General features: G+C 67.0%; 20 protein-coding genes and 1 pseudogene. 8 read left to right on the top strand and 13 right to left on the bottom strand.

The annotated features are described in order from the left end of the window. Nucleotides 1-26 precede the first annotated feature (26 nt). Nucleotides 27-419 (bottom strand): 30S ribosomal protein S9, encoded by a 393-nt coding sequence (rpsI, locus tag LU699_RS11845; RefSeq protein WP_232137967.1) that lies wholly within the window; start codon nt 417-419, stop codon nt 27-29. Nucleotides 420-422: 3 nt separating this feature from the next. Beyond that, a complete protein-coding gene (gene rplM / locus LU699_RS11840) occupies nt 423-851 on the bottom strand; it encodes a 50S ribosomal protein L13 (protein ID WP_159677749.1) in 429 nt (142 codons plus the stop codon). A 222-nt stretch (nt 852-1,073) separates the two neighbouring features. Here rplM and coq7 point away from each other — a divergent pair, with 222 nt between their 5' ends. After that, nucleotides 1,074-1,721, top strand: coding sequence for a 2-polyprenyl-3-methyl-6-methoxy-1,4-benzoquinone monooxygenase (coq7, locus tag LU699_RS11835; protein ID WP_232137968.1), 648 nt, complete (start codon nt 1,074-1,076; stop codon nt 1,719-1,721). A gap of 105 nt (nt 1,722-1,826) precedes the next feature. Here the strand turns inward: coq7 and speD are convergent, their stop codons facing one another. Then, nucleotides 1,827-2,618 (bottom strand): adenosylmethionine decarboxylase, encoded by a 792-nt coding sequence (speD, locus tag LU699_RS11830; protein WP_232137969.1) that lies wholly within the window; start codon nt 2,616-2,618, stop codon nt 1,827-1,829. A gap of 194 nt (nt 2,619-2,812) precedes the next feature. On the opposite strand from speD, the gene crp reads away from it, so the two are divergent. The 3 genes from crp to LU699_RS11815 all read left to right on the top strand — a co-directional run bounded on the left by crp (nt 2,813) and on the right by LU699_RS11815 (nt 4,762). Further along, nucleotides 2,813-3,448 carry a cAMP-activated global transcriptional regulator CRP gene (gene crp / locus LU699_RS11825; protein ID WP_232137970.1) on the top strand — a complete coding sequence of 212 codons (636 nt, stop codon included), beginning with the start codon at nt 2,813-2,815 and terminating at the stop codon, nt 3,446-3,448. A gap of 10 nt (nt 3,449-3,458) precedes the next feature. Further along, nucleotides 3,459-3,932: a GNAT family N-acetyltransferase gene (locus LU699_RS11820; protein WP_232137971.1), complete on the top strand. Its 474-nt coding sequence runs from the start codon at nt 3,459-3,461 to the stop codon at nt 3,930-3,932. Nucleotides 3,933-4,012: 80 nt separating this feature from the next. After that, a complete protein-coding gene (locus LU699_RS11815) occupies nt 4,013-4,762 on the top strand; it encodes a sulfite exporter TauE/SafE family protein (RefSeq protein WP_232137972.1) in 750 nt (249 codons plus the stop codon). A 72-nt stretch (nt 4,763-4,834) separates the two neighbouring features. Here the strand turns inward: LU699_RS11815 and LU699_RS11810 are convergent, their stop codons facing one another. The 9 genes and pseudogenes from LU699_RS11810 to rpe form a co-directional block, all read right to left on the bottom strand. Further along, nucleotides 4,835-5,563 carry a haloacid dehalogenase-like hydrolase gene (locus LU699_RS11810; protein WP_232138067.1) on the bottom strand — a complete coding sequence of 243 codons (729 nt, stop codon included), beginning with the start codon at nt 5,561-5,563 and terminating at the stop codon, nt 4,835-4,837. Nucleotides 5,564-5,704: 141 nt separating this feature from the next. Next, nucleotides 5,705-6,487, bottom strand: a pseudogene (trpC, locus tag LU699_RS11805) (indole-3-glycerol phosphate synthase TrpC); the annotation flags it as partial. A 78-nt stretch (nt 6,488-6,565) separates the two neighbouring features. Beyond that, nucleotides 6,566-6,940, bottom strand: a complete 375-nt coding sequence (locus LU699_RS11800) for an antibiotic biosynthesis monooxygenase family protein (protein WP_232137973.1) — start codon at nt 6,938-6,940, stop codon at nt 6,566-6,568. Nucleotides 6,941-7,033: 93 nt separating this feature from the next. Continuing rightward, nucleotides 7,034-8,071 (bottom strand): anthranilate phosphoribosyltransferase, encoded by a 1,038-nt coding sequence (gene trpD / locus LU699_RS11795; protein ID WP_232137975.1) that lies wholly within the window; start codon nt 8,069-8,071, stop codon nt 7,034-7,036. A 41-nt stretch (nt 8,072-8,112) separates the two neighbouring features. Then, nucleotides 8,113-8,691 carry an anthranilate synthase component II gene (locus tag LU699_RS11790; protein WP_232137977.1) on the bottom strand — a complete coding sequence of 193 codons (579 nt, stop codon included), beginning with the start codon at nt 8,689-8,691 and terminating at the stop codon, nt 8,113-8,115. 49 nt (nt 8,692-8,740) lie between these two features. Next, nucleotides 8,741-10,225: an anthranilate synthase component I gene (trpE, locus tag LU699_RS11785; protein WP_232137978.1), complete on the bottom strand. Its 1,485-nt coding sequence runs from the start codon at nt 10,223-10,225 to the stop codon at nt 8,741-8,743. Nucleotides 10,226-10,372: 147 nt separating this feature from the next. Continuing rightward, nucleotides 10,373-11,320, bottom strand: coding sequence for a lipid kinase YegS (gene yegS / locus LU699_RS11780; protein ID WP_232137979.1), 948 nt, complete (start codon nt 11,318-11,320; stop codon nt 10,373-10,375). Between the two features lie 308 nt (nt 11,321-11,628). After that, entirely contained in the window at nt 11,629-12,114 is a 486-nt protein-coding gene (rraA, locus tag LU699_RS11775) for a ribonuclease E activity regulator RraA (RefSeq protein ID WP_232137980.1), read from the bottom strand. Beyond that, complete coding sequence (rpe, locus tag LU699_RS11770) at nt 12,111-12,794, bottom strand: ribulose-phosphate 3-epimerase (protein WP_232137981.1); 684 nt, start codon at nt 12,792-12,794, stop codon at nt 12,111-12,113. Before rpe ends, rraA begins: the two co-directional genes overlap by 4 nt. Before the next feature lie 273 nt (nt 12,795-13,067). Here rpe and LU699_RS11765 point away from each other — a divergent pair, with 273 nt between their 5' ends. Beyond that, nucleotides 13,068-13,913, top strand: a complete 846-nt coding sequence (locus LU699_RS11765; RefSeq protein ID WP_232137982.1) for an outer membrane protein — start codon at nt 13,068-13,070, stop codon at nt 13,911-13,913. A gap of 280 nt (nt 13,914-14,193) precedes the next feature. Here the strand turns inward: LU699_RS11765 and LU699_RS11760 are convergent, their stop codons facing one another. Continuing rightward, nucleotides 14,194-14,535 carry a J domain-containing protein gene (locus LU699_RS11760; RefSeq protein ID WP_232137983.1) on the bottom strand — a complete coding sequence of 114 codons (342 nt, stop codon included), beginning with the start codon at nt 14,533-14,535 and terminating at the stop codon, nt 14,194-14,196. Nucleotides 14,536-14,646: 111 nt separating this feature from the next. Here LU699_RS11760 and LU699_RS11755 point away from each other — a divergent pair, with 111 nt between their 5' ends. The 3 genes from LU699_RS11755 (at nt 14,647) to LU699_RS11745 (ending at nt 16,508) form a co-directional block, all read left to right on the top strand. Next, nucleotides 14,647-15,543: a phosphoribosylaminoimidazolesuccinocarboxamide synthase gene (locus LU699_RS11755; protein WP_232137984.1), complete on the top strand. Its 897-nt coding sequence runs from the start codon at nt 14,647-14,649 to the stop codon at nt 15,541-15,543. 67 nt (nt 15,544-15,610) lie between these two features. Next, complete coding sequence (locus LU699_RS11750; protein WP_232137985.1) at nt 15,611-15,976, top strand: bleomycin resistance protein; 366 nt, start codon at nt 15,611-15,613, stop codon at nt 15,974-15,976. A gap of 37 nt (nt 15,977-16,013) precedes the next feature. Then, a complete protein-coding gene (locus tag LU699_RS11745; protein ID WP_232137986.1) occupies nt 16,014-16,508 on the top strand; it encodes an Mpo1 family 2-hydroxy fatty acid dioxygenase in 495 nt (164 codons plus the stop codon). The last annotated feature ends 166 nt before the right edge of the window (nt 16,509-16,674 follow it).

The raw sequence follows: 16,674 nt of genomic DNA, 5'->3' as shown, positions 1-16,674 counted from the left end.
ATTCGCGCGGATCCGGCAAAGCGCGATCAGCGCTTCGAGAACTGCGTGGCGCGACGTGCCTTGTGCAGGCCGACCTTCTTGCGCTCGACTTCGCGTGCGTCGCGGGTCATGAAGCCCGCCTTGCGCAGCTCGATCTTCAGCGTCTCGTCGTATTCGACCAGCGCGCGCGAGATGCCGAGACGGATCGCACCGGCCTGGCCGGTCGTGCCGCCACCGGAGGTGGTCACCAGGATGTCGAACGTCTCGGTGTTCTGGGTCAGCTCGAGCGGCTGGCGCACGATCATGCGCGCGGTCTCACGGCCGAAGAACTCGTCGAGCGGACGATCGTTGACGGTGATCTTGCCGCTGCCCTTGCGCAGGAACACGCGGGCGACGGAGGACTTGCGACGGCCGGTGCCGTAATTCTGGGTAATTGCCATGACTTAGAGTTCCAGGGGCTGCGGCTGCTGGGCGGCGTGCGGGTGCTCGGCACCCTTGTAGACCTTGAGCTTGCGGTACATGGCGCGGCCGAGGGTGTTCTTCGGCAGCATGCCCTTGACGGCGATCTCGATCACGCGCTCCGGGTGGCGCTCAAGCGCCTGGCCCAGGGTTTCGGTCTTCAGGTTGCCGATGTAGCCCGTGAAACGGTGGTAGAGCTTGTCCGTCATCTTCTTGCCGGTCACAGCGATCTTCTCGGCGTTGACCACAATGATGTAGTCGCCGGTGTCGACGTGCGGGGTGTAGACGGGCTTGTGCTTGCCGCGCAGACGGTGGGCGATTTCCGCGCTCAGGCGGCCCAGGGTCTTGCCGGAAGCGTCGACGAGGTACCAGTCGCGCTGGACGGTCTCGTTCTTGGCAATAAAGGTCTTCATGGGAATACTCGGTGGGTGACTGGTCGGGCTGGTTTCGCCGGTGGCCGGCGGAACGTCGCCTCGCGTTGTAAAGCGTGCAACACAGAAGCGGAATGATAGCCGCCTGCCCTTCACCACGCAAGCTGGCGGGGCGGTACGCAGCCAGACGCTGGCGCGGCATGGGGCAAGGGCCGAGAATGATACGCGACGCGGCCACCTGCCGCGCTGCAGGAATCCGACCCGATGGCCCTCCCCCGGCCCCGCTTCAATCCCGTCGACCACTTGCTGGTCGAAACCCAGCGCGCGCTCGATACGGTGTTCGGCAATCCGCCGGCCACCCGTCCCAATCCCGCTGTCGAGACGCCCGACGTCGTGCTCAATGCCGCCGAGCGCCGCCACGCCGCAGGCCTGATGCGGATCAACCATGTCGGCGAGATCTGCGCGCAAGGTCTGTATTTCGGCCAGGCGGCAGTGGCCCGCGAGGCCGACACGCGCGCGCATCTGCTCGACGCCGCACAGGAAGAAACCGATCACCTGGCCTGGTGCGCGCAGCGCCTGCGCGAACTCGATAGTCGCCCCAGTGTGTTCAACCCGCTGTGGTACGGCGGCAGTTATGCGCTCGGTGTCGTGGCCGGTCTGCGCGGCGACGGCTGGAATCTCGGCTTCGTCGTGGAGACCGAACGCCAGGTCGAGGCACACCTCGACGAGCATCTGCAGACGTTGCCGGAAGCCGACCAGCGCAGCCGCGACATCCTCAAGCAGATGAAGGAAGACGAGGCACGCCACGCCGAACACGCCGAACAGGCCGGCGCGCGCGTGCTGCCATGGCCGGTGCCGTCGCTGATGGCGACCGCGTCGAGCCTGATGAAGGCGGTGGCGTACCGGCTGTAGAGCCGTGAGGACGTCAGAACGGAAGACGTGAGGGTATGAGTCCTCACGCAAACGGAAAAGGCCCCGCAATGCGGGGCCTTTTCGTCGACCGGCAGCGTGCGCCGGTCAGTCGATCAGATTGCGACCGTGATAGAGCTCTTCGATCTCGCGACGCAGGCGCGCTTCGATCTTCATGCGCTCCTTGAACGAGAGATTGCGGGCCTTCTCTTCGAACAGGTACTGGTCGAGATCGAATTCCTTCAGGTGCATCTTCGTGTGGAAGATATTTTCCTGGTAGACGTTCACATCGAGCGCGTCGTAACGCGACTTGATGTTCTTCGCCAGGTAATCCTGGATCGAATTGATCTTGTGGTCGATGTAGTGCTTGCGGCCCTTCACGTCACGGGTGAAGCCGCGCACGCGGTAGTCCATCACCACGATGTCCGACTCGAGACTCTCGATCAGGTAGTTCAGCGCCTTCAGCGGCGAGATCACGCCGCAGGTGGCGACGTCGATGTCGGCGCGGAACGTCGCGATGCCGTTGTCCGGATGGGTTTCCGGATACGTGTGCACCGTGATGTGCGACTTGTCGAGGTGCGCGACGACGGCGTCGGAGATCACGCCCTTCGCGTCTTTGCGGTCGACCACCGGTTCCTCGGAAATGAGGATGGTGACCGACGCGCCCTGCGGGTCGTAATCCTGGCGCGCGACGTTGAGGATGTTCGCGCCGATGATCTCGGCGACATCGGTCAGGATCTGGGTCAGCCTGTCGGCGTTGTACACCTCGTCGATGTACGCGATGTAGCGCTGACGCTCGTCTTCCGACGCGGCGTAGCACACGTCGTAGATGTTGAACGACAGGGCCTTGGTCAGGTTGTTGAAACCCTGGAGCTTCAGGCGCGGGAGCGGTTTGACCACAGCGGTCGACCCTCGGGGGTTGGGCGAAACGGCGATTATGCGGCAAAGCACCCGCGCGCCGCGACCTTGCCGATCACGCGGGTTTGCCCCGGGCAGCCGGAGCGCCTACTCTGCGGCATTCCCCCGATCCGAAGCCCATGACACCAACACCTGTGGCCCTGATCAATCCTCACGCCCCCCGCCCACCGCACCCGATGGCGCCCACGCCGGCCGCCATCGAGCGCTTTCTTGCCCACTGCCACCGCCGCCGCTACCCGCCGCGCAGCGAAGTGTTCCGTCCCGGTGATCCGGCCGGCACGCTGTACTACGTCGTCAGCGGTTCGGTCAGCATCATCACCGAGGAAGACGACGGTCGCGAATTGATCCTCGGCTACTTCGGGACCGGCGAGCTGGTCGGAGAGATGGGCCTGTTCATCGAGTCCGACGTGCGCGAGGTCATCCTGCGCACGCGTACGCAGTGCGAACTGGCCGAGATCAGCTACGAGCGCCTGTACCAGCTGTTCGACGGCGTGCTGGCCAACGACGCGACCTCGATCATGTACGCGATCGGCGCGCAGCTTTCGCGGCGCCTGCTCGACACCAGCCGCAAGGCCGGGCGTCTGGCGTTCCTCGACGTCACCGACCGCATCATCCGCACCCTGCATGACCTGACCCGCGAACCCGAGGCGATGAGCCATCCGCAGGGCACCCAGCTGCGGATCTCGCGGCAGGAGCTGGCGCGGCTGGTCGGCTGCTCGCGCGAGATGGCCGGGCGCGTGCTTAAGAAGCTGCAGGTGGAGAACAAGCTCACCGCCCGCGGCAAGACCATCGTGCTGTTCGGCACGCGCTAGGAGCGCCGGCATGAGCCTCGGACACTTCGGCCCGCGGGGCGACCTGCCCGACGCCGACCTGCGCAGTGCGTCGGTGATCGACGCCGACGACGTGGCCGCGCTGCTGTCGGAAATGGGCTATCCCTGCACCGAGCGCGAGGCCCGCGATCGCATCCGTCTGATCACCGACAACGACCGCCAGGCGCTGGTGGTCGCGCGCAGCGGCGGTCGGGTCTGCGGCCTGATCGCACTCGACTTCATGTACTACTTGCCGCTCGGCTCGACGACCTGCCGCATCACCGCGCTGGTCGTCACCAGCGATTCGCAAGGCAAGGGCCTGGGCCGCGAGCTGCTCAAGGAAGCCGATCGCCGCGCGCGTTTCGCCGGTGCGGCCCGACTGGAACTCGTCAGCGGTTCGCAGCGCGCCGACGCGCATGCGTTCTACAAGGCCTGCGGCTTCTCCGACGGCACCCTGCGTTTCATCAAGCGGCTCGGCGACGCCTGATCTGACCCGCGCACCGTTCGCGGCCACACGCGCCGGTCACGCGTCCATTGCAGACTGCGCGGGTCTTCGGAGTCTGCCGCATGGAACTTGGTGACCAATTCCTGTTCTTCGTGATGGTCGGCCTGGCGGCGCAGCTGATCGACGGCGCGCTGGGCATGGCCTTCGGGCTGGTGTCGTCCTCGGTGCTGCTGAGCATGGGCGTGCCGCCGGCGGCGGTCAGCGCCAGTGTGCATACCGCGGAGGTGTTCACGACCGGCGCTTCGGGTGCCTCGCATCTGGCGATGCGCAACGTCGACAAACGCTTGTTCCTGCGGCTCGCCCTGCCCGGCATGCTCGGCGGCGCGATCGGCGCCTACGTGCTGACGCAACTGCCCGGCGACGTGATCCGGCCTTTCATCTACGCCTACCTGCTGATCCTGTCGATCGTGATCCTGCTGCGCGCGGCGGGCCGGCTGATGCCCAAGGGCGAAGTGCGCCGGGTACCGGTGCTGGGCTTCTTCGCAGGCCTGCTCGATGCCACCGGCGGTGGCGGCTGGGGTCCGGTGGCCACGTCCACCCTGCTCGCCCGCGGCGGCACGGCGCGTACCACGATCGGAACCGTCAACGCGGCCGAATTCCTGGTCACCGTGTCGATCTCGGTGACCTTCTTCCTGACGATGGGCCTGCAGCATCTCGACGTGATCCTCGGCCTGCTGGTCGGCGGCATGATCGCCGCGCCGCTGGCCGCGCTGTTCGTCAAGCACGTCCGCGAGCGCTGGGTGCTGCTCGCGGTCGGCCTGCTGGTGATGGCGATCAGCCTTTATCAGATCGGCCGCACATTGCTGGCCTGAGACCTCAGGAAGGTCCTGCTGCGCTTGTCCGCTGACGCGCGCGGCCGACGGACCCCAAGCAGGTTGCGAACCTCAGGCCGCAGGCGTGGCGATCGGCTCGCCGCCGCGGTCGGCGCAACCCCAATTGAGAACCGGCGTGCCCGGCGGCAAGGCGCGTCGGAACATGTCGACGTTGGCCGCCTTCGGATTCACCACCACCGGCGCCTTTGCGGCCTTGAGCAGCGGCAGGTCGGCCGAGGAATCCGAGTACGCGATGTCGATCGAGCCGTAGCCGCGCTCGCGCAGCATGCGCATCTTTTCCTCGGCATGGCAGTGGCGGGTCGCCACGACCGCACCGAACTTCGGCCCGACCGCGGTGCCGATCACCGGCACGGATTCGTGCGCGACGAACGCGAGAATCGCGCGGGCGAGCTCCGGCGGCGCGCCGGTCGCGATGACCACGTTGTCGCCGGCGACGCGATGCGCGTGCAACACGTCGAGCGCGATCGGCAGCAGCTTGAGCTTGATCTGCGCAGCGTTGTCGGCGACGTAGCGATCGATCAGCCGGTCCAGCACACCGCGGCTGTGCAGGCCGACGGTGCCGATCCACACGAATCCGGAAATGCCGTAACGCCGCGTCGGCAGGGACGCGATCATCGGTCCGAGCACCGGCGCGGCCAGACACGCCAGCGCGGTGCGCCAGACGCTGCGGGTGATCAGCCAGCGGAACAGATGGGTGCCCGAATCGCCGTCGTAGAGCGTGTGATCGAAATCGAAGACCACGGTGCGCACGGTGTCGTTCGCGGCGGTGTCCTTGAGCAACTGGGCGACGACCGGCGTGCCGGTGTCTGCACTGGTGGTGTCCGTTTCCACCGGCGCCGGCGTGGTTGCGGCTGCGATCGCGATTGCCGAGATGTCGGCAACCGGGCGGCCGTCCCTCGTCGCAGGCGCGCCCGGCATCGCGAACAGCGTGCGCAACGCGGTGCCCGGGTCGGGCTCGCGCATGAAGGCTTCGCCGACCAGGAACGCGTCGACCCCGGCCTCGCGCATGCGCGCGACATCGGCGGCGGTATGGATGCCGCTCTCGGTCACCAGACGTCGGTCGCGCGGCACCGCACTGCGCAGGTCCAGCGTGGTGTCGAGCGAGACCTCGAACGAACGCAGGCTGCGGTTGTTGATGCCCAGCAGCGGCGCAGGCACCTGCAGCGCGCGCTCGAGTTCATCGATGTCGTGCACTTCGACCAGCACGTCGAGATCGATCGACATCGCCAGCTCGGCGATCTCGACCAGCTGGCGGTCGTCGAGCGCGGCGACGATCAGCAGCACGCAGTCCGCGCCGAGTGCACGGGCCTCGTAGACCTGCCAGGGATCGACGATGAAATCCTTGCGCAGCACCGGCAACGCGCAGGCTGCGCGCGCCTGCACGAGGTAGTCGTCGGCGCCCTGGAAGAAATCGATGTCGGTCAGCACCGACAGACAGGCCGCGCCGCCGGCCGCGTAGCTGCGCGCGATTTCGGCGGGCTGGAAGTCGGCGCGGATCACACCCTGCGAGGGGCTGGCCTTCTTGACCTCGGCGATCACGGCGGCCTGGCCGGCGGCGATCTTCGCCTCGATCGCGGCCGCGAACCCGCGCACCGGCGGCGCAGCGGCGGCGCGTGCGGCGATATCGGCCAGCGGCAACGCGGCACGACGTGCCGCGACTTCTTCGTGTTTGCGCGCAAGGATGCGCTGCAGGACGTCGTTCAAGATCTGCACCATTGGCCAGCGCGGCGCGCCGGTCTGGAAGGGCCGCCCACGATAACGCAGGCGACGGTGCGCCGACCGTCAGACCGGCAACGCGGTCTCGGATGCTTCCGGATCGTCGGCTTCGTCGCGCGACCACTCGTAGGCGCGTTCGACGCGCGCGATCTGCAGGGCGTAATGCGCGTACCAGCCACGCCGGTCCTTTTCGCGAATCACGCCCTGGTCGTCCTGCGCGCGCCAGGCGCGGATCGAGGCCTCGTCGGTCCAGTAGCTCAAAGTGACGCCGTCACCGCCCTCGCCGTCTACCGACTCCATGCCGAGGAAGCCGGGCTGCAGTTGCGCCATTTCCACCATGTCGCGCAGCGCTTCGTCGTAACCGGCCGCGTCCTCGCCATTGCGGCGGTAGCGGAGGATCGCGACGTGGTAAGGGGGGCGGGGTAATGCGGGATGACGCATGCAGGGATCGCTTCTTCAACCGAAAGGGCAGCATCCATGCGACGTATTCAGCATACGCGCCCGATGGGGCGCGGGGAACCAGAATCTTCCGATTCAGCTGTGCGCGTGCTGCGTCTGTGCGACGAATGCGTCCAGGCGGCGCAGCGCTTCACCCGAAGCGACGGTCGTGCGCGCGAGTACAACGCCATCGGCGATCGAGTCCGACACGCCGGCCACGTACAGCGCCGCGCCCGCATTGAGGCAGACGATGTCCTGGGCCAGCCCGACGGTGCCGTCGAGCGCCTGGCGCACCAGTGTCTTCGACTCATCGGCGTTCTCCACACGCAGGTTACGGCTGGCGGCCATGGCGATGCCGAAGTCCTCGGGGTGGATCTCGTACTCGCGCACCTCGCCGTCGCGCAGTTCGCCGACCAGCGTGCCGGCGCCGAGCGAGATCTCGTCCATGCCGTCGCGCCCCCAGACCACCAGCGCGCGCTGCGCGCCGAGTTCGCGCAGTACGCGCACCTGGATGCCGACGAGATCGGGGTGGAACACGCCCATCAGGATGTTCGGCGCACCGGCCGGATTGGTCAGCGGGCCGAGAATATTGAAGATCGTGCGCACGCCCATTTCGCGGCGCACCGGCGCGACCGCCTGCATCGCCGGGTGATGCACCGGCGCGAACATGAAGCCGATGCCGGTGGCCGCGATGCAGCGCGCGACGTCGTCGGGCTGCAGATCGATGCGCGCGCCGAGTGCTTCGAGCACGTCCGCGCTGCCGGATTTCGACGACACGCTGCGGTTGCCGTGCTTGGCCACCTTCGCGCCTGCCGCGGCGACGACGAACATGCTCGCCGTCGAAATGTTGAACGTGTGCGCGCCGTCGCCACCGGTGCCGACGATGTCCACCAGATGCGCGCGATCCGCATCGGCGACCGGCACCGGCAGCGCGAACTCGCGCATCACCTGCGCCGCACCGGCGATCTCGTCGACGGTCTCCTTCTTGACCCGCAGACCGGACAAGATCGCCGCGGTCATCAGCGGGGACACCTCCCCGCGCATGATCTGGCGCATCAGTTCGACCATCTCGTCGCGGAAGATCTCGCGGTGCTCGATGGTGCGTTGCAGGGCTTCGTGTGGGGTGATGGGCATGGGGAGACCGATGGTTCGTAACAGCGAATCTTGATGATGCGTCAGCGCTCCAGAAAATTCTTCAACAACGCATGCCCATGCTCGGTCAGGATCGACTCGGGATGGAACTGCACGCCTTCGACGGGATGGCTGCGATGGCGCAGCCCCATGATCTCCTCGACGCTGCCGTCCGCGTTTTCGGTCCACGCGGTGACTTCGAGACAGTCCGGCAGCGACGATTGCTCGACGACCAGCGAGTGGTAGCGCGTAGCCTCGTACCCGTCCGGCAGACCGGCGAACACGCCGAGGCCTTCGTGGCGGATCGCCGAGGTCTTGCCGTGCATGATCCGCTGCGCGCGGACCACCTTGCCGCCATAGGCCTGGCCGATGCCCTGATGCCCGAGACACACGCCGAGGATCGGCGTCGTCGCGCCAAGACGCTCGATGATTTCCAGCGATACGCCTGCCTCGTTCGGCGTACACGGGCCGGGCGAGATCACGATGCGCTCGGGCGCGAGCTTCGCGATCGCATCGACCGTCAAGGCGTCGTTGCGCTCCACCCGCACCTCGGCGCCCAGCGTCTGCAGGTACTGCACGAGATTCCAGGTGAAGCTGTCGTAGTTGTCGATCATCAACAGCATCGTGCGGTTCCGGCGGATCGGGTGTTGAAAGAAGAATCGGCGCGCTGCATCACAGCCCCTTCGCCGCCTGCGCGACCGCGCGAAACAATGCGCGGCCCTTGTTCATGGTTTCGGCCCATTCCATTTCGGGATCCGAGTCGTAGACGATGCCGGCGCCGGCCTGCACGTAGAGGCGGCCGTCCTGGATCACTGCGGTGCGGATCGCGATCGCGGTGTCGGCGTCGCCGTGCCAGCCGATGTAGCCGACCGCGCCCGAATAGACGTTGCGCTTGACCGGTTCGAGGCTGCGGATGATCTCCAGCGCGCGTACTTTCGGCGCGCCGCTGACGGTGCCGGCCGGGAACGTCGCGCGCAGCACGTCGGCATAGCTCAACCCGTCCTTCAGGCGGCCGGTGACTTCGCTGACGATGTGCATGACGTGGCTGTAGCGTTCGATGACGAAGCGCTCGCCGACCTCGACCGTGCCCGCGCTCGACACATGGCCGACATCGTTGCGGCCCAGGTCGATCAGCATCAGATGTTCGGCGCGCTCCTTGGGATCGGCCAGCAGCTCGGCTTCAAGCGCCTGGTCCTGCGCGGGCGTCTCGCCGCGCGGACGCGTGCCGGCGATCGGGCGCACGGTGACTTCGCCGTCCTTCAATCGCACAAGGATTTCCGGCGACGAACCGACAACCTGGGTGCCGCCGACATCGAGGAAATACATGTAGGGCGACGGATTCAACGCGCGCAGCGCGCGATAGACGTCGACCGGTCGCGCCTGGAACGGCACCGACATGCGCTGCGACAGCACGACCTGAAAGGCGTCGCCAGCGGCGATGAATTCCTTGGTCTTCGCGACGGCCTCGATGAAGCCCTCGCGGGTGAAGCCGGACACGAAATCGGATTCGTCGAGCGCGGCCGGCTGCAGCGTTTCCGGATACCCGGCGCCGCCCTGACGCAGGCGATGCGTCAGCGCATCGAGACGGCGGTTCGCGCGCAGCCAGGCCTGCGGTTCACGCGTGTCGGCGTGGACCACGAGATACAGGCGGCCCTTGAGATTGTCGAACACCGCGACCTCGGTGCTCAGCATCAGCAGGATGTCGGGCGTACCGAGCTCGTCGCGCACGTCGGCGCGCTGACCGTTGCGCAGACGCGGTTCGATGTACTCGATGCATTCGAAGCCGAACCAGCCGACCAGACCGCCGGTGAAACCCGGCAGTCCTTCGATCTGCGGCACCGAATGCGCGGTGCGCAGACGCTCGACTTCGGCGAACGGATCTTCGACCTCGCGCGTCTCGATGACCTCGCCGTGCTCGCGCACCGTCAGCGTGTGGCCATGGAATGCGTACACGCGTTCGGCAGGCAGACCGATGATCGAATAGCGGCCGAAGCGTTCGCCGCCTTCCACCGATTCGAACAGATAGGTGTGCGGGCCGTCGGCGAGTTTGAGGTAGACCGAGAGCGGCGTATCGAGATCGCTCAGGACCTCGCGGACCACCGGTACGTGGGTGTGGCCTTCAGCGGCGTAGTGCTGGAACTCGGTGTGCGTGATCACGCGGCATTTCCTGGACAGTCGGACGAACGGGGGCAACGGAGGCAGTACGCCACCATCGCCAGCCGGCGTCGAGCAAACGGAAATGCGGGAGGGCAGACGCGTGCATGGCGGCTACTGTAGCGGCTCGGCCGCGAACGCGCGACAGCCTCAGACGGTCGGGTGCGGCGACGCGACGAGCAGCGGACAGTCCTTCGGCAGGTGCAGCCGCAGGCGTCCCGGCTGGCAGGTGATCGCGAAGCGCCGCGCGCGCGCGGGCTCGCCGTCGAGGTTCAGCACCAGGGGTGTGTCGGACTCGACGACCAGCTCGGTCAGCTGCGTGCGCACGGCCACCTGGTCGAGCGCGGCGACCTTGCCCTCGGTCAGCGCGGTGCGCAGCGTGTTGACGAGTTCGCCTTCGAGCTCCGGGACGATGGTGACGTCGATCAGGCCGTCGTCGATGCAGGCATCCGGGCAGAGCGCCTGCCCGCCACCGGCCTGGCGACCGTTGCCGATGCCCAGCGCGATGAAGCCGCCCGCCCAGGCGAAATCCGGACCGGTGATGCGCGCTTCCAGCGGTTCGATGCGGCCGATGCGCGACAGTCCGGTGATGAAATACGCCAGGCCGCCGAGCACCTTCTTCAGGCCGGCATGTGTTTCCACGGTCACCTGCGTGCCGAAGCCGCCGGACCCGAGATTAGCGCACCAATGCACGCCGTCATCGGTCTCGATGCGCAGCACGTCGATCGGCACGGCCGGCCGGTCGAGCGCCAGGGCCAGTGCGTCTTCCGGCAGCACGGGCACTTCGGCGGCCGTCGCGAAATCGTTGGCGGTGCCGAGTGGCAGCAATGCCAGCGACGGCAGCGCATCTGCATCAGCGGACTGCGCGGCCAGCACCGAGACCACAGCGTTGAGAGTGCCGTCGCCACCGGCGGCGACAATCGTGTCGACCGGTTCGGCCAGCGCCTCGGCGGCGTAGCGCTCGGCATCGCCGGCCTCCCAGGTCACCCGGACGTCGACATGGACGCCGCGCGCGCGGACGGCGGCGACTGCCGTGCGCACGGCCTCGTCACCCGCGGATTTGCCATTGAGGATCAGGCGCCAAAGCGGTGCAGGCATGCGGGTGGTCGTGCGGGTGGTGGAGGTGGCGCGGAGCGTAGCGGATGCCTCACGCGCCGCTGTTAACCGGCCCTCACGCGTGTCATCGGCACGTCATCGAACGCCCGGAGCATGGAAGGCCATAGCAGGGACGACTGGCGGAGGCAGGATCAGCCTCCAGCGAAAACGCACTTCCGCGCAGCGGAAGACGCCGAGGCCCCTCTCCCGCGTGTGCGGGAGAGGGGGAACCGTCCGCAGCGCGGACGGTGAGGTGAGGGCAGCAGGCCGGCAATTCCTCGGAATGCGAACAACGCGCGAATGCGCAGCGCTCAGACCAGCGGTCGATCCGCCACCAGCACGCCATCCGCATCGGCGGCCAGCCAGTCGCCGGGCCGGATCGTCACGCCGCCGAAGGACACCGGCACGTCGCGCACGCCCTGCCCGCGCTTGTCGGTCTTCAACGGCACCGTGCCCAGCGCCTTGACGCCGAGATCGAGCTGGCCGATCGCGAGGCTGTCGCGGATGACGCCATGCACCACCACGCCTGCCCAGCCGTTGGCGACTGCCTGTTCGGCCAGCAGGTCGCCGAGCATCGAACGGCGTGTCGAACCGCCGCCGTCGATCACCAGCACACGGCCCACGCCGGCTTCCGCCACCGCTTCACGCACGCGCGAGTTGTCCTCCAGTGCGAGCACGGTGCTGACGATGCCGGAGAAGGCAATCCGTCCGCCGAAATCGCGCAGCGGCAGATCGAGCACGCGCACCGCATCCGGATGCGCGTCGCACAGATCGCAGGTGACGACGTTCGCGCTCACGCGCGCAGCGAAGTCGCGCGGGCGATTTCGGCGCGCATCGCGTCGACCACGGCGCGGTAGTCCGGCTTGCCGAAGATCGCCGAGCCGGCAACGAAGGTGTCGGCGCCCGCCGCGGCAATCTCGCCGATGTTGTCGGGCTTCACACCGCCATCGATCTCGAGCCGGATCGGCTTGCCGAGCGCGTCGATACGCGCGCGCACCTGGCGCAGCTTGTCGAGCGTCGACGGGATGAAGGCCTGGCCGCCGAAGCCGGGATTGACCGACATCAGCAGCACCATGTCGAGATCCTCGAGCACGTAGTCCAGCACTTCGATCGGCGTCGCCGGATTGAGTACGAGGCCCGCCTGGCAGCCTTCGGCCTTGATCAGCTGGATCGTGCGGTGCACGTGGCGGCTGGCTTCGGGATGGAAGCTGATCAGCGACGCGCCGGCCTTGGCGAAGTCAGGGACGATGCGATCCACCGGCTCGACCATCAAATGCACGTCGATCGGCGCGGTCACGCCGTGCTTGCGCAGCGCCTCGCAGATCATCGGACCGATCGTCAGGTTCGGCACGTAGTGGTTGTCCATCACGTCGAAGTGCACCCAGTCCGTGCCGGCGGCGAGCACGTTGTCGACCTCCTCGCCGAGGCGGGCGAAATTCGCGGACAGGATCGAGGGCGCGATGACGGCGGGCTGCATATGCGATTCCAGGTCGTGAAGTGGGGCGCGGCCTGACGGCCGCAGCGCGACATTCTAAGCGGCGGCGCCCCCGTTGATCTGCTGAAGCGCACTGCCTGCGCATGCACCCGCCTGAATTGAAGCGCCGCATTCATTCACTTTTCCGGTGCGTGCATGCATCCCGATTCACGCCCACTTGCGTATCACTCTCGCGCGGCCACTTCCCCCGGTGACCGTGCCCCGCACCGTGCCGACAGAGTTCGGCCGGCAAAAACAAGAATGGAGAGCTACCCCATGAAAATGATCCACGCCGCATCCGCCAGCATCGCGCTGCTCGCCGCCAGCACCGGCGCCGCATTTGCCCAGTCCACCGACGACACCTGGACCGGCGGCTACGTCGGTCTGTACGGCGGCGTCGTGGACAGCCCCGAAGACAACAGCGACGACCGCTTCGTCTTCGACACCAACCTCGACCGCGTCTACGGCGACACCGTCCGCACCGCCGCCGGCGCCGACGCGTTCTCGCCCGGCTCGTGCAATGGCGCTGCCCAGGGCGCGACCCCGGCCGCAGGCTGCACCAAGAACCGTGGCGGCGCCGATTACGGCGTGCGCGGTGGTTACGACTGGCAGATGGGCAGCTGGGTCTTCGGTGTCGTCGGCGAATACGGCGCGAATGACGTCCGTGATGCCGTGAGCTCGTTCAGCACCACGCCGGCCTATTACACGATGTTCCGCAAGGTCGATCGCGTTGCCGCCCTGCGTCTGCGTTCGGGTTACGCCTTCGGCGCCGACTCGGCGAACCTGATCTACCTGACCGGTGGTATGGCGCACGCCAAGATCGACAACGAGTTCACCACCAGCAACGCCGCCAACTCGTTCACCACCAACGGCGACACCTCCGGCTTCGGCTGGCAGGCCGGCGTGGGTTACGAGCGCAAGCTGGGCGAGAACGTCTCGGTCGGTCTGGAATACCTGTTCACGAGCCTGGAAGCCGACGACCAGCGCGTGCGCACGGGTCCGGGCACCGCGCCTGCGACCAACCCCTTCCTGATCGTCAACCGCGCCGGCACCGATATGCGTCGCAGCGACAAGGACTTCGACTACGGCGCCGCGCGCGCCACGGTCAACTGGCGCTTCTGATCCATCGCGCCTGATTGATTGCGACACCAGGAAGCCGGCGCAAGCCGGCTTCTTTTTTGCGTTCGTGGGATGGGTAGAGCGCAGCGAAACCCCTCGCTTTTACGCGCTAAGCAGTTCGCGTGCGAATCGAAGCGGTAGACAGCGCCCTTGGCCGTGCGCCCGAACTTCCATCCGCTACGCACAGCGTTGTTCCGCGAACTGCTGTCGCGGGCGGCGGGATGGCAATGATGGGTTTCGCTGCGCTCTACCCATCCTACGGTCGCGCGATATGCGCGACGCGTCAGCGGCGGGTTTTGCGGCCGTCGCGGCCCCGACGCAAGCGGTCGTAGGCGGCATTGAGTTCTGCGGCGCGGGCCTCGGCCTGGGCGCGCAGTTCAGGCGCGGCCCCGGCGACGCGGTCGGGGTGATATTGCGAGATCAGCTTGCGATAGGCCTGGTCGATCTCTTCGCGTGTCGCCTCCGGCCCCAGACCGAACACCTTGTGGTCTTTGTAACGCCGCGGCGCGAGCCAGCCGGCATCGAAGGCGTGGCCGATGATCGCGCCGATCACGCCGCCGGCCGGGTGGCGCAGCAGCAGCCATCCGGCGATGAAGCCCAGCAATTTTCCGTACCAGCGTTGCATGGTCGACAGTGTAGCCGGCCGCCGTGATGCCGGTGGTCGCGACTCACTGCAACGCGCTGCGGTTCGCACTACACTTGCCGGCCGCTCGCGATCCACCCGGAAATGTCAACCGTGTCGACGACTCTTCTCGAAGCGAACCTCCCCGGCCTCCACCTGCGTCACCGCGGCAAGGTCCGCGACGTGTTCGACCTCGGCGACGAGTGTCTGCTGATCGTTGCGACCGATCGCCTGAGCGCGTTCGATGTGGTGCTGCCCGATCCGATTCCGGGCAAGGGCGAGATGCTCTGCCAGATCAGCAATTTCTGGTTCGAACAGACCGCGGCGCTGATGCCCAATCACCTGACCGGGATCGATGTCGCCAGCGTGTTGCCCGCAGGCGTCGACCCGGCGCTGTATGCCAAGCGCGCGGTGGTGACGAAGAAGCTCAAGCCGGTGCCGGTCGAAGCGATAGCGCGCGGCTATCTGATCGGCAGCGGCTGGAAGGATTACCAGCGCACCGGTCGCGTCAGCGGCATCGCCCTGCCCGACGGCCTGCGCCAGGCCGAACGTCTGCCCCAGCCGATCTTCACCCCGTCGACCAAGGCCGCCGTCGGCGACCACGACGAGAACATCGATTTCGACACGATGGTCCGCATCATTGGCGCCGATCTCGCCGAGCAGGTGCGCGAGGCCACGCTGCGGCTGTACACGTTCGCCGCCGCGTATGCCGCCGAGCGCGGCATCATCCTGGCCGACACCAAGTTCGAATTCGGCACCGATGCCGACGGCCGTCTCTACGTCATGGACGAAGTGCTGACCCCGGATTCCTCGCGCTACTGGCCGGCCGATGCGTACGAAGTGGGCACCAGCCCGCCGAGCTATGACAAGCAGATCGTCCGCGACTATCTGGAAACCACCGACTGGGACAAGACCGCCCCCGGCCCCAAGCTGCCCGCCGAGGTCATCGAGCGCACCCGCGCCCGGTATGCCGAAGCGCTGCAGAAGCTGGCGGACATCTCGATCGACTGAGCGCGCTTCAACGCGCGCGTGGTGCCGGTATTCCCGAAAGCTGTTCCATTCTGTGGATCGCACGCCCATGCAGATCGAATCCGTATCGCCCGTTTTCACGGTGGACGATCTGGCCGCTTCGCTGGATTTCTACGTGCGGACACTCGGCTTTGAGCTGGCCTGGTCCTGGGGCGAACCCCCGCACATCGCCTCGGTCTGCCGCAACGGCGCCGAGATCATGCTCAGCCAACGCACCGACCCCGGCACGCCGGGCGCCGCACAGATCTATCTGGGCGTGTCGGATATCGATGCTTGGTACAACGCATTGACGTCTGCGGGCGTCGAGGTGCGTGTTCCGATCGGCGACCGCCCCTACGGCATGCGCGATTTCAGGATCGTCGATCCGAGCGGCAACGAGCTCAGCTTCGGAGAGCCGATCGCAGGCGTAACCTAGTCACCGACACGACCGGATCGACCCTCGGGAGGGGCTGATGGACGCAACACACGACGACGCGCAGGTGCGTCCGATCGACCGCTGGTTCGCCAGTTACTCGGCCGACCACCGCGACGACACCAACCAGTGGATCCACGTGTTCGCCGTCCCGGCGATCTTGTGGAGCGTGATCGCGCTGCTGTGGTGCATTCCCACCGGCACATTGTTCAAGCCGGGGTTGTGGGCGGGCCTGGCGATGTTCGGGGCGTGGATGTTCTATTACCGCGCCTCGCGCGCGATCGGCCTCGGCATGCTGCTGGTGTTCGTGGCGATGTCGGCGCTGACGTACTGGTTGCAGCGCGACTTCGGCACGCCGTTCCTGTTCTGGCTGGCGCTGGGCGTGTTCGCGGTCGCGTGGGTGGCGCAGTTCGTCGGCCACAGCAAGCTGTTCGAAGGCCGCAAGCCGAGCTTCTTCACCGACCTGCGCTACCTGCTGGTCGGTCCGGCGTGGGTGCTGTCCAAGCTCTATCGACGTCTGCATCTGACGTACTGAGAACCTGTCCACGATCTTGCTGCGCTTGCCGGATAACGCGCGTGCGGTGTTCGAAATGCTCATGTACCCGCACGTACACTGCGCTTTCTGCGCTCCGCCACGCGCCATCCGGCTGCGCTCGCGACAGATCGTGAACAGGTTCTGAGGCGTCGCACGTGCGATCCTG

It is taken from the genome of Luteimonas fraxinea, assembly GCF_021233355.1.
Lineage (GTDB): Bacteria > Pseudomonadota > Gammaproteobacteria > Xanthomonadales > Xanthomonadaceae > Luteimonas > Luteimonas fraxinea.
Note: the sequence above shows the minus strand (reverse complement) of the source record. Positions and strands in the feature narration are given on the sequence as shown.

Bases quoted from the DNA above. Each gene is read 5' to 3' on its own strand.
- rpsI (WP_232137967.1), bottom strand. From the start codon at position 419: ATGGCAATTACCCAGAATTACGGCACCGGCCGTCGCAAGTCCTCCGTC.
- rplM (WP_159677749.1), bottom strand. From the start codon at position 851: ATGAAGACCTTTATTGCCAAGAACGAGACCGTCCAGCGCGACTGGTAC.
- coq7 (WP_232137968.1), top strand. From the start codon at position 1,074: ATGGCCCTCCCCCGGCCCCGCTTCAATCCCGTCGACCACTTGCTGGTC.
- crp (WP_232137970.1), top strand. From the start codon at position 2,813: ATGGCGCCCACGCCGGCCGCCATCGAGCGCTTTCTTGCCCACTGCCAC.
- LU699_RS11820 (WP_232137971.1), top strand. From the start codon at position 3,459: ATGAGCCTCGGACACTTCGGCCCGCGGGGCGACCTGCCCGACGCCGAC.
- LU699_RS11815 (WP_232137972.1), top strand. From the start codon at position 4,013: ATGGAACTTGGTGACCAATTCCTGTTCTTCGTGATGGTCGGCCTGGCG.
- LU699_RS11800 (WP_232137973.1), bottom strand. From the start codon at position 6,940: ATGCGTCATCCCGCATTACCCCGCCCCCCTTACCACGTCGCGATCCTC.
- trpD (WP_232137975.1), bottom strand. From the start codon at position 8,071: ATGCCCATCACCCCACACGAAGCCCTGCAACGCACCATCGAGCACCGC.
- LU699_RS11790 (WP_232137977.1), bottom strand. From the start codon at position 8,691: ATGCTGTTGATGATCGACAACTACGACAGCTTCACCTGGAATCTCGTG.
- yegS (WP_232137979.1), bottom strand. From the start codon at position 11,320: ATGCCTGCACCGCTTTGGCGCCTGATCCTCAATGGCAAATCCGCGGGT.
- rpe (WP_232137981.1), bottom strand. From the start codon at position 12,794: ATGCAGCCCGCCGTCATCGCGCCCTCGATCCTGTCCGCGAATTTCGCC.
- LU699_RS11765 (WP_232137982.1), top strand. From the start codon at position 13,068: ATGAAAATGATCCACGCCGCATCCGCCAGCATCGCGCTGCTCGCCGCC.
- LU699_RS11760 (WP_232137983.1), bottom strand. From the start codon at position 14,535: ATGCAACGCTGGTACGGAAAATTGCTGGGCTTCATCGCCGGATGGCTG.
- LU699_RS11750 (WP_232137985.1), top strand. From the start codon at position 15,611: ATGCAGATCGAATCCGTATCGCCCGTTTTCACGGTGGACGATCTGGCC.
- LU699_RS11745 (WP_232137986.1), top strand. From the start codon at position 16,014: ATGGACGCAACACACGACGACGCGCAGGTGCGTCCGATCGACCGCTGG.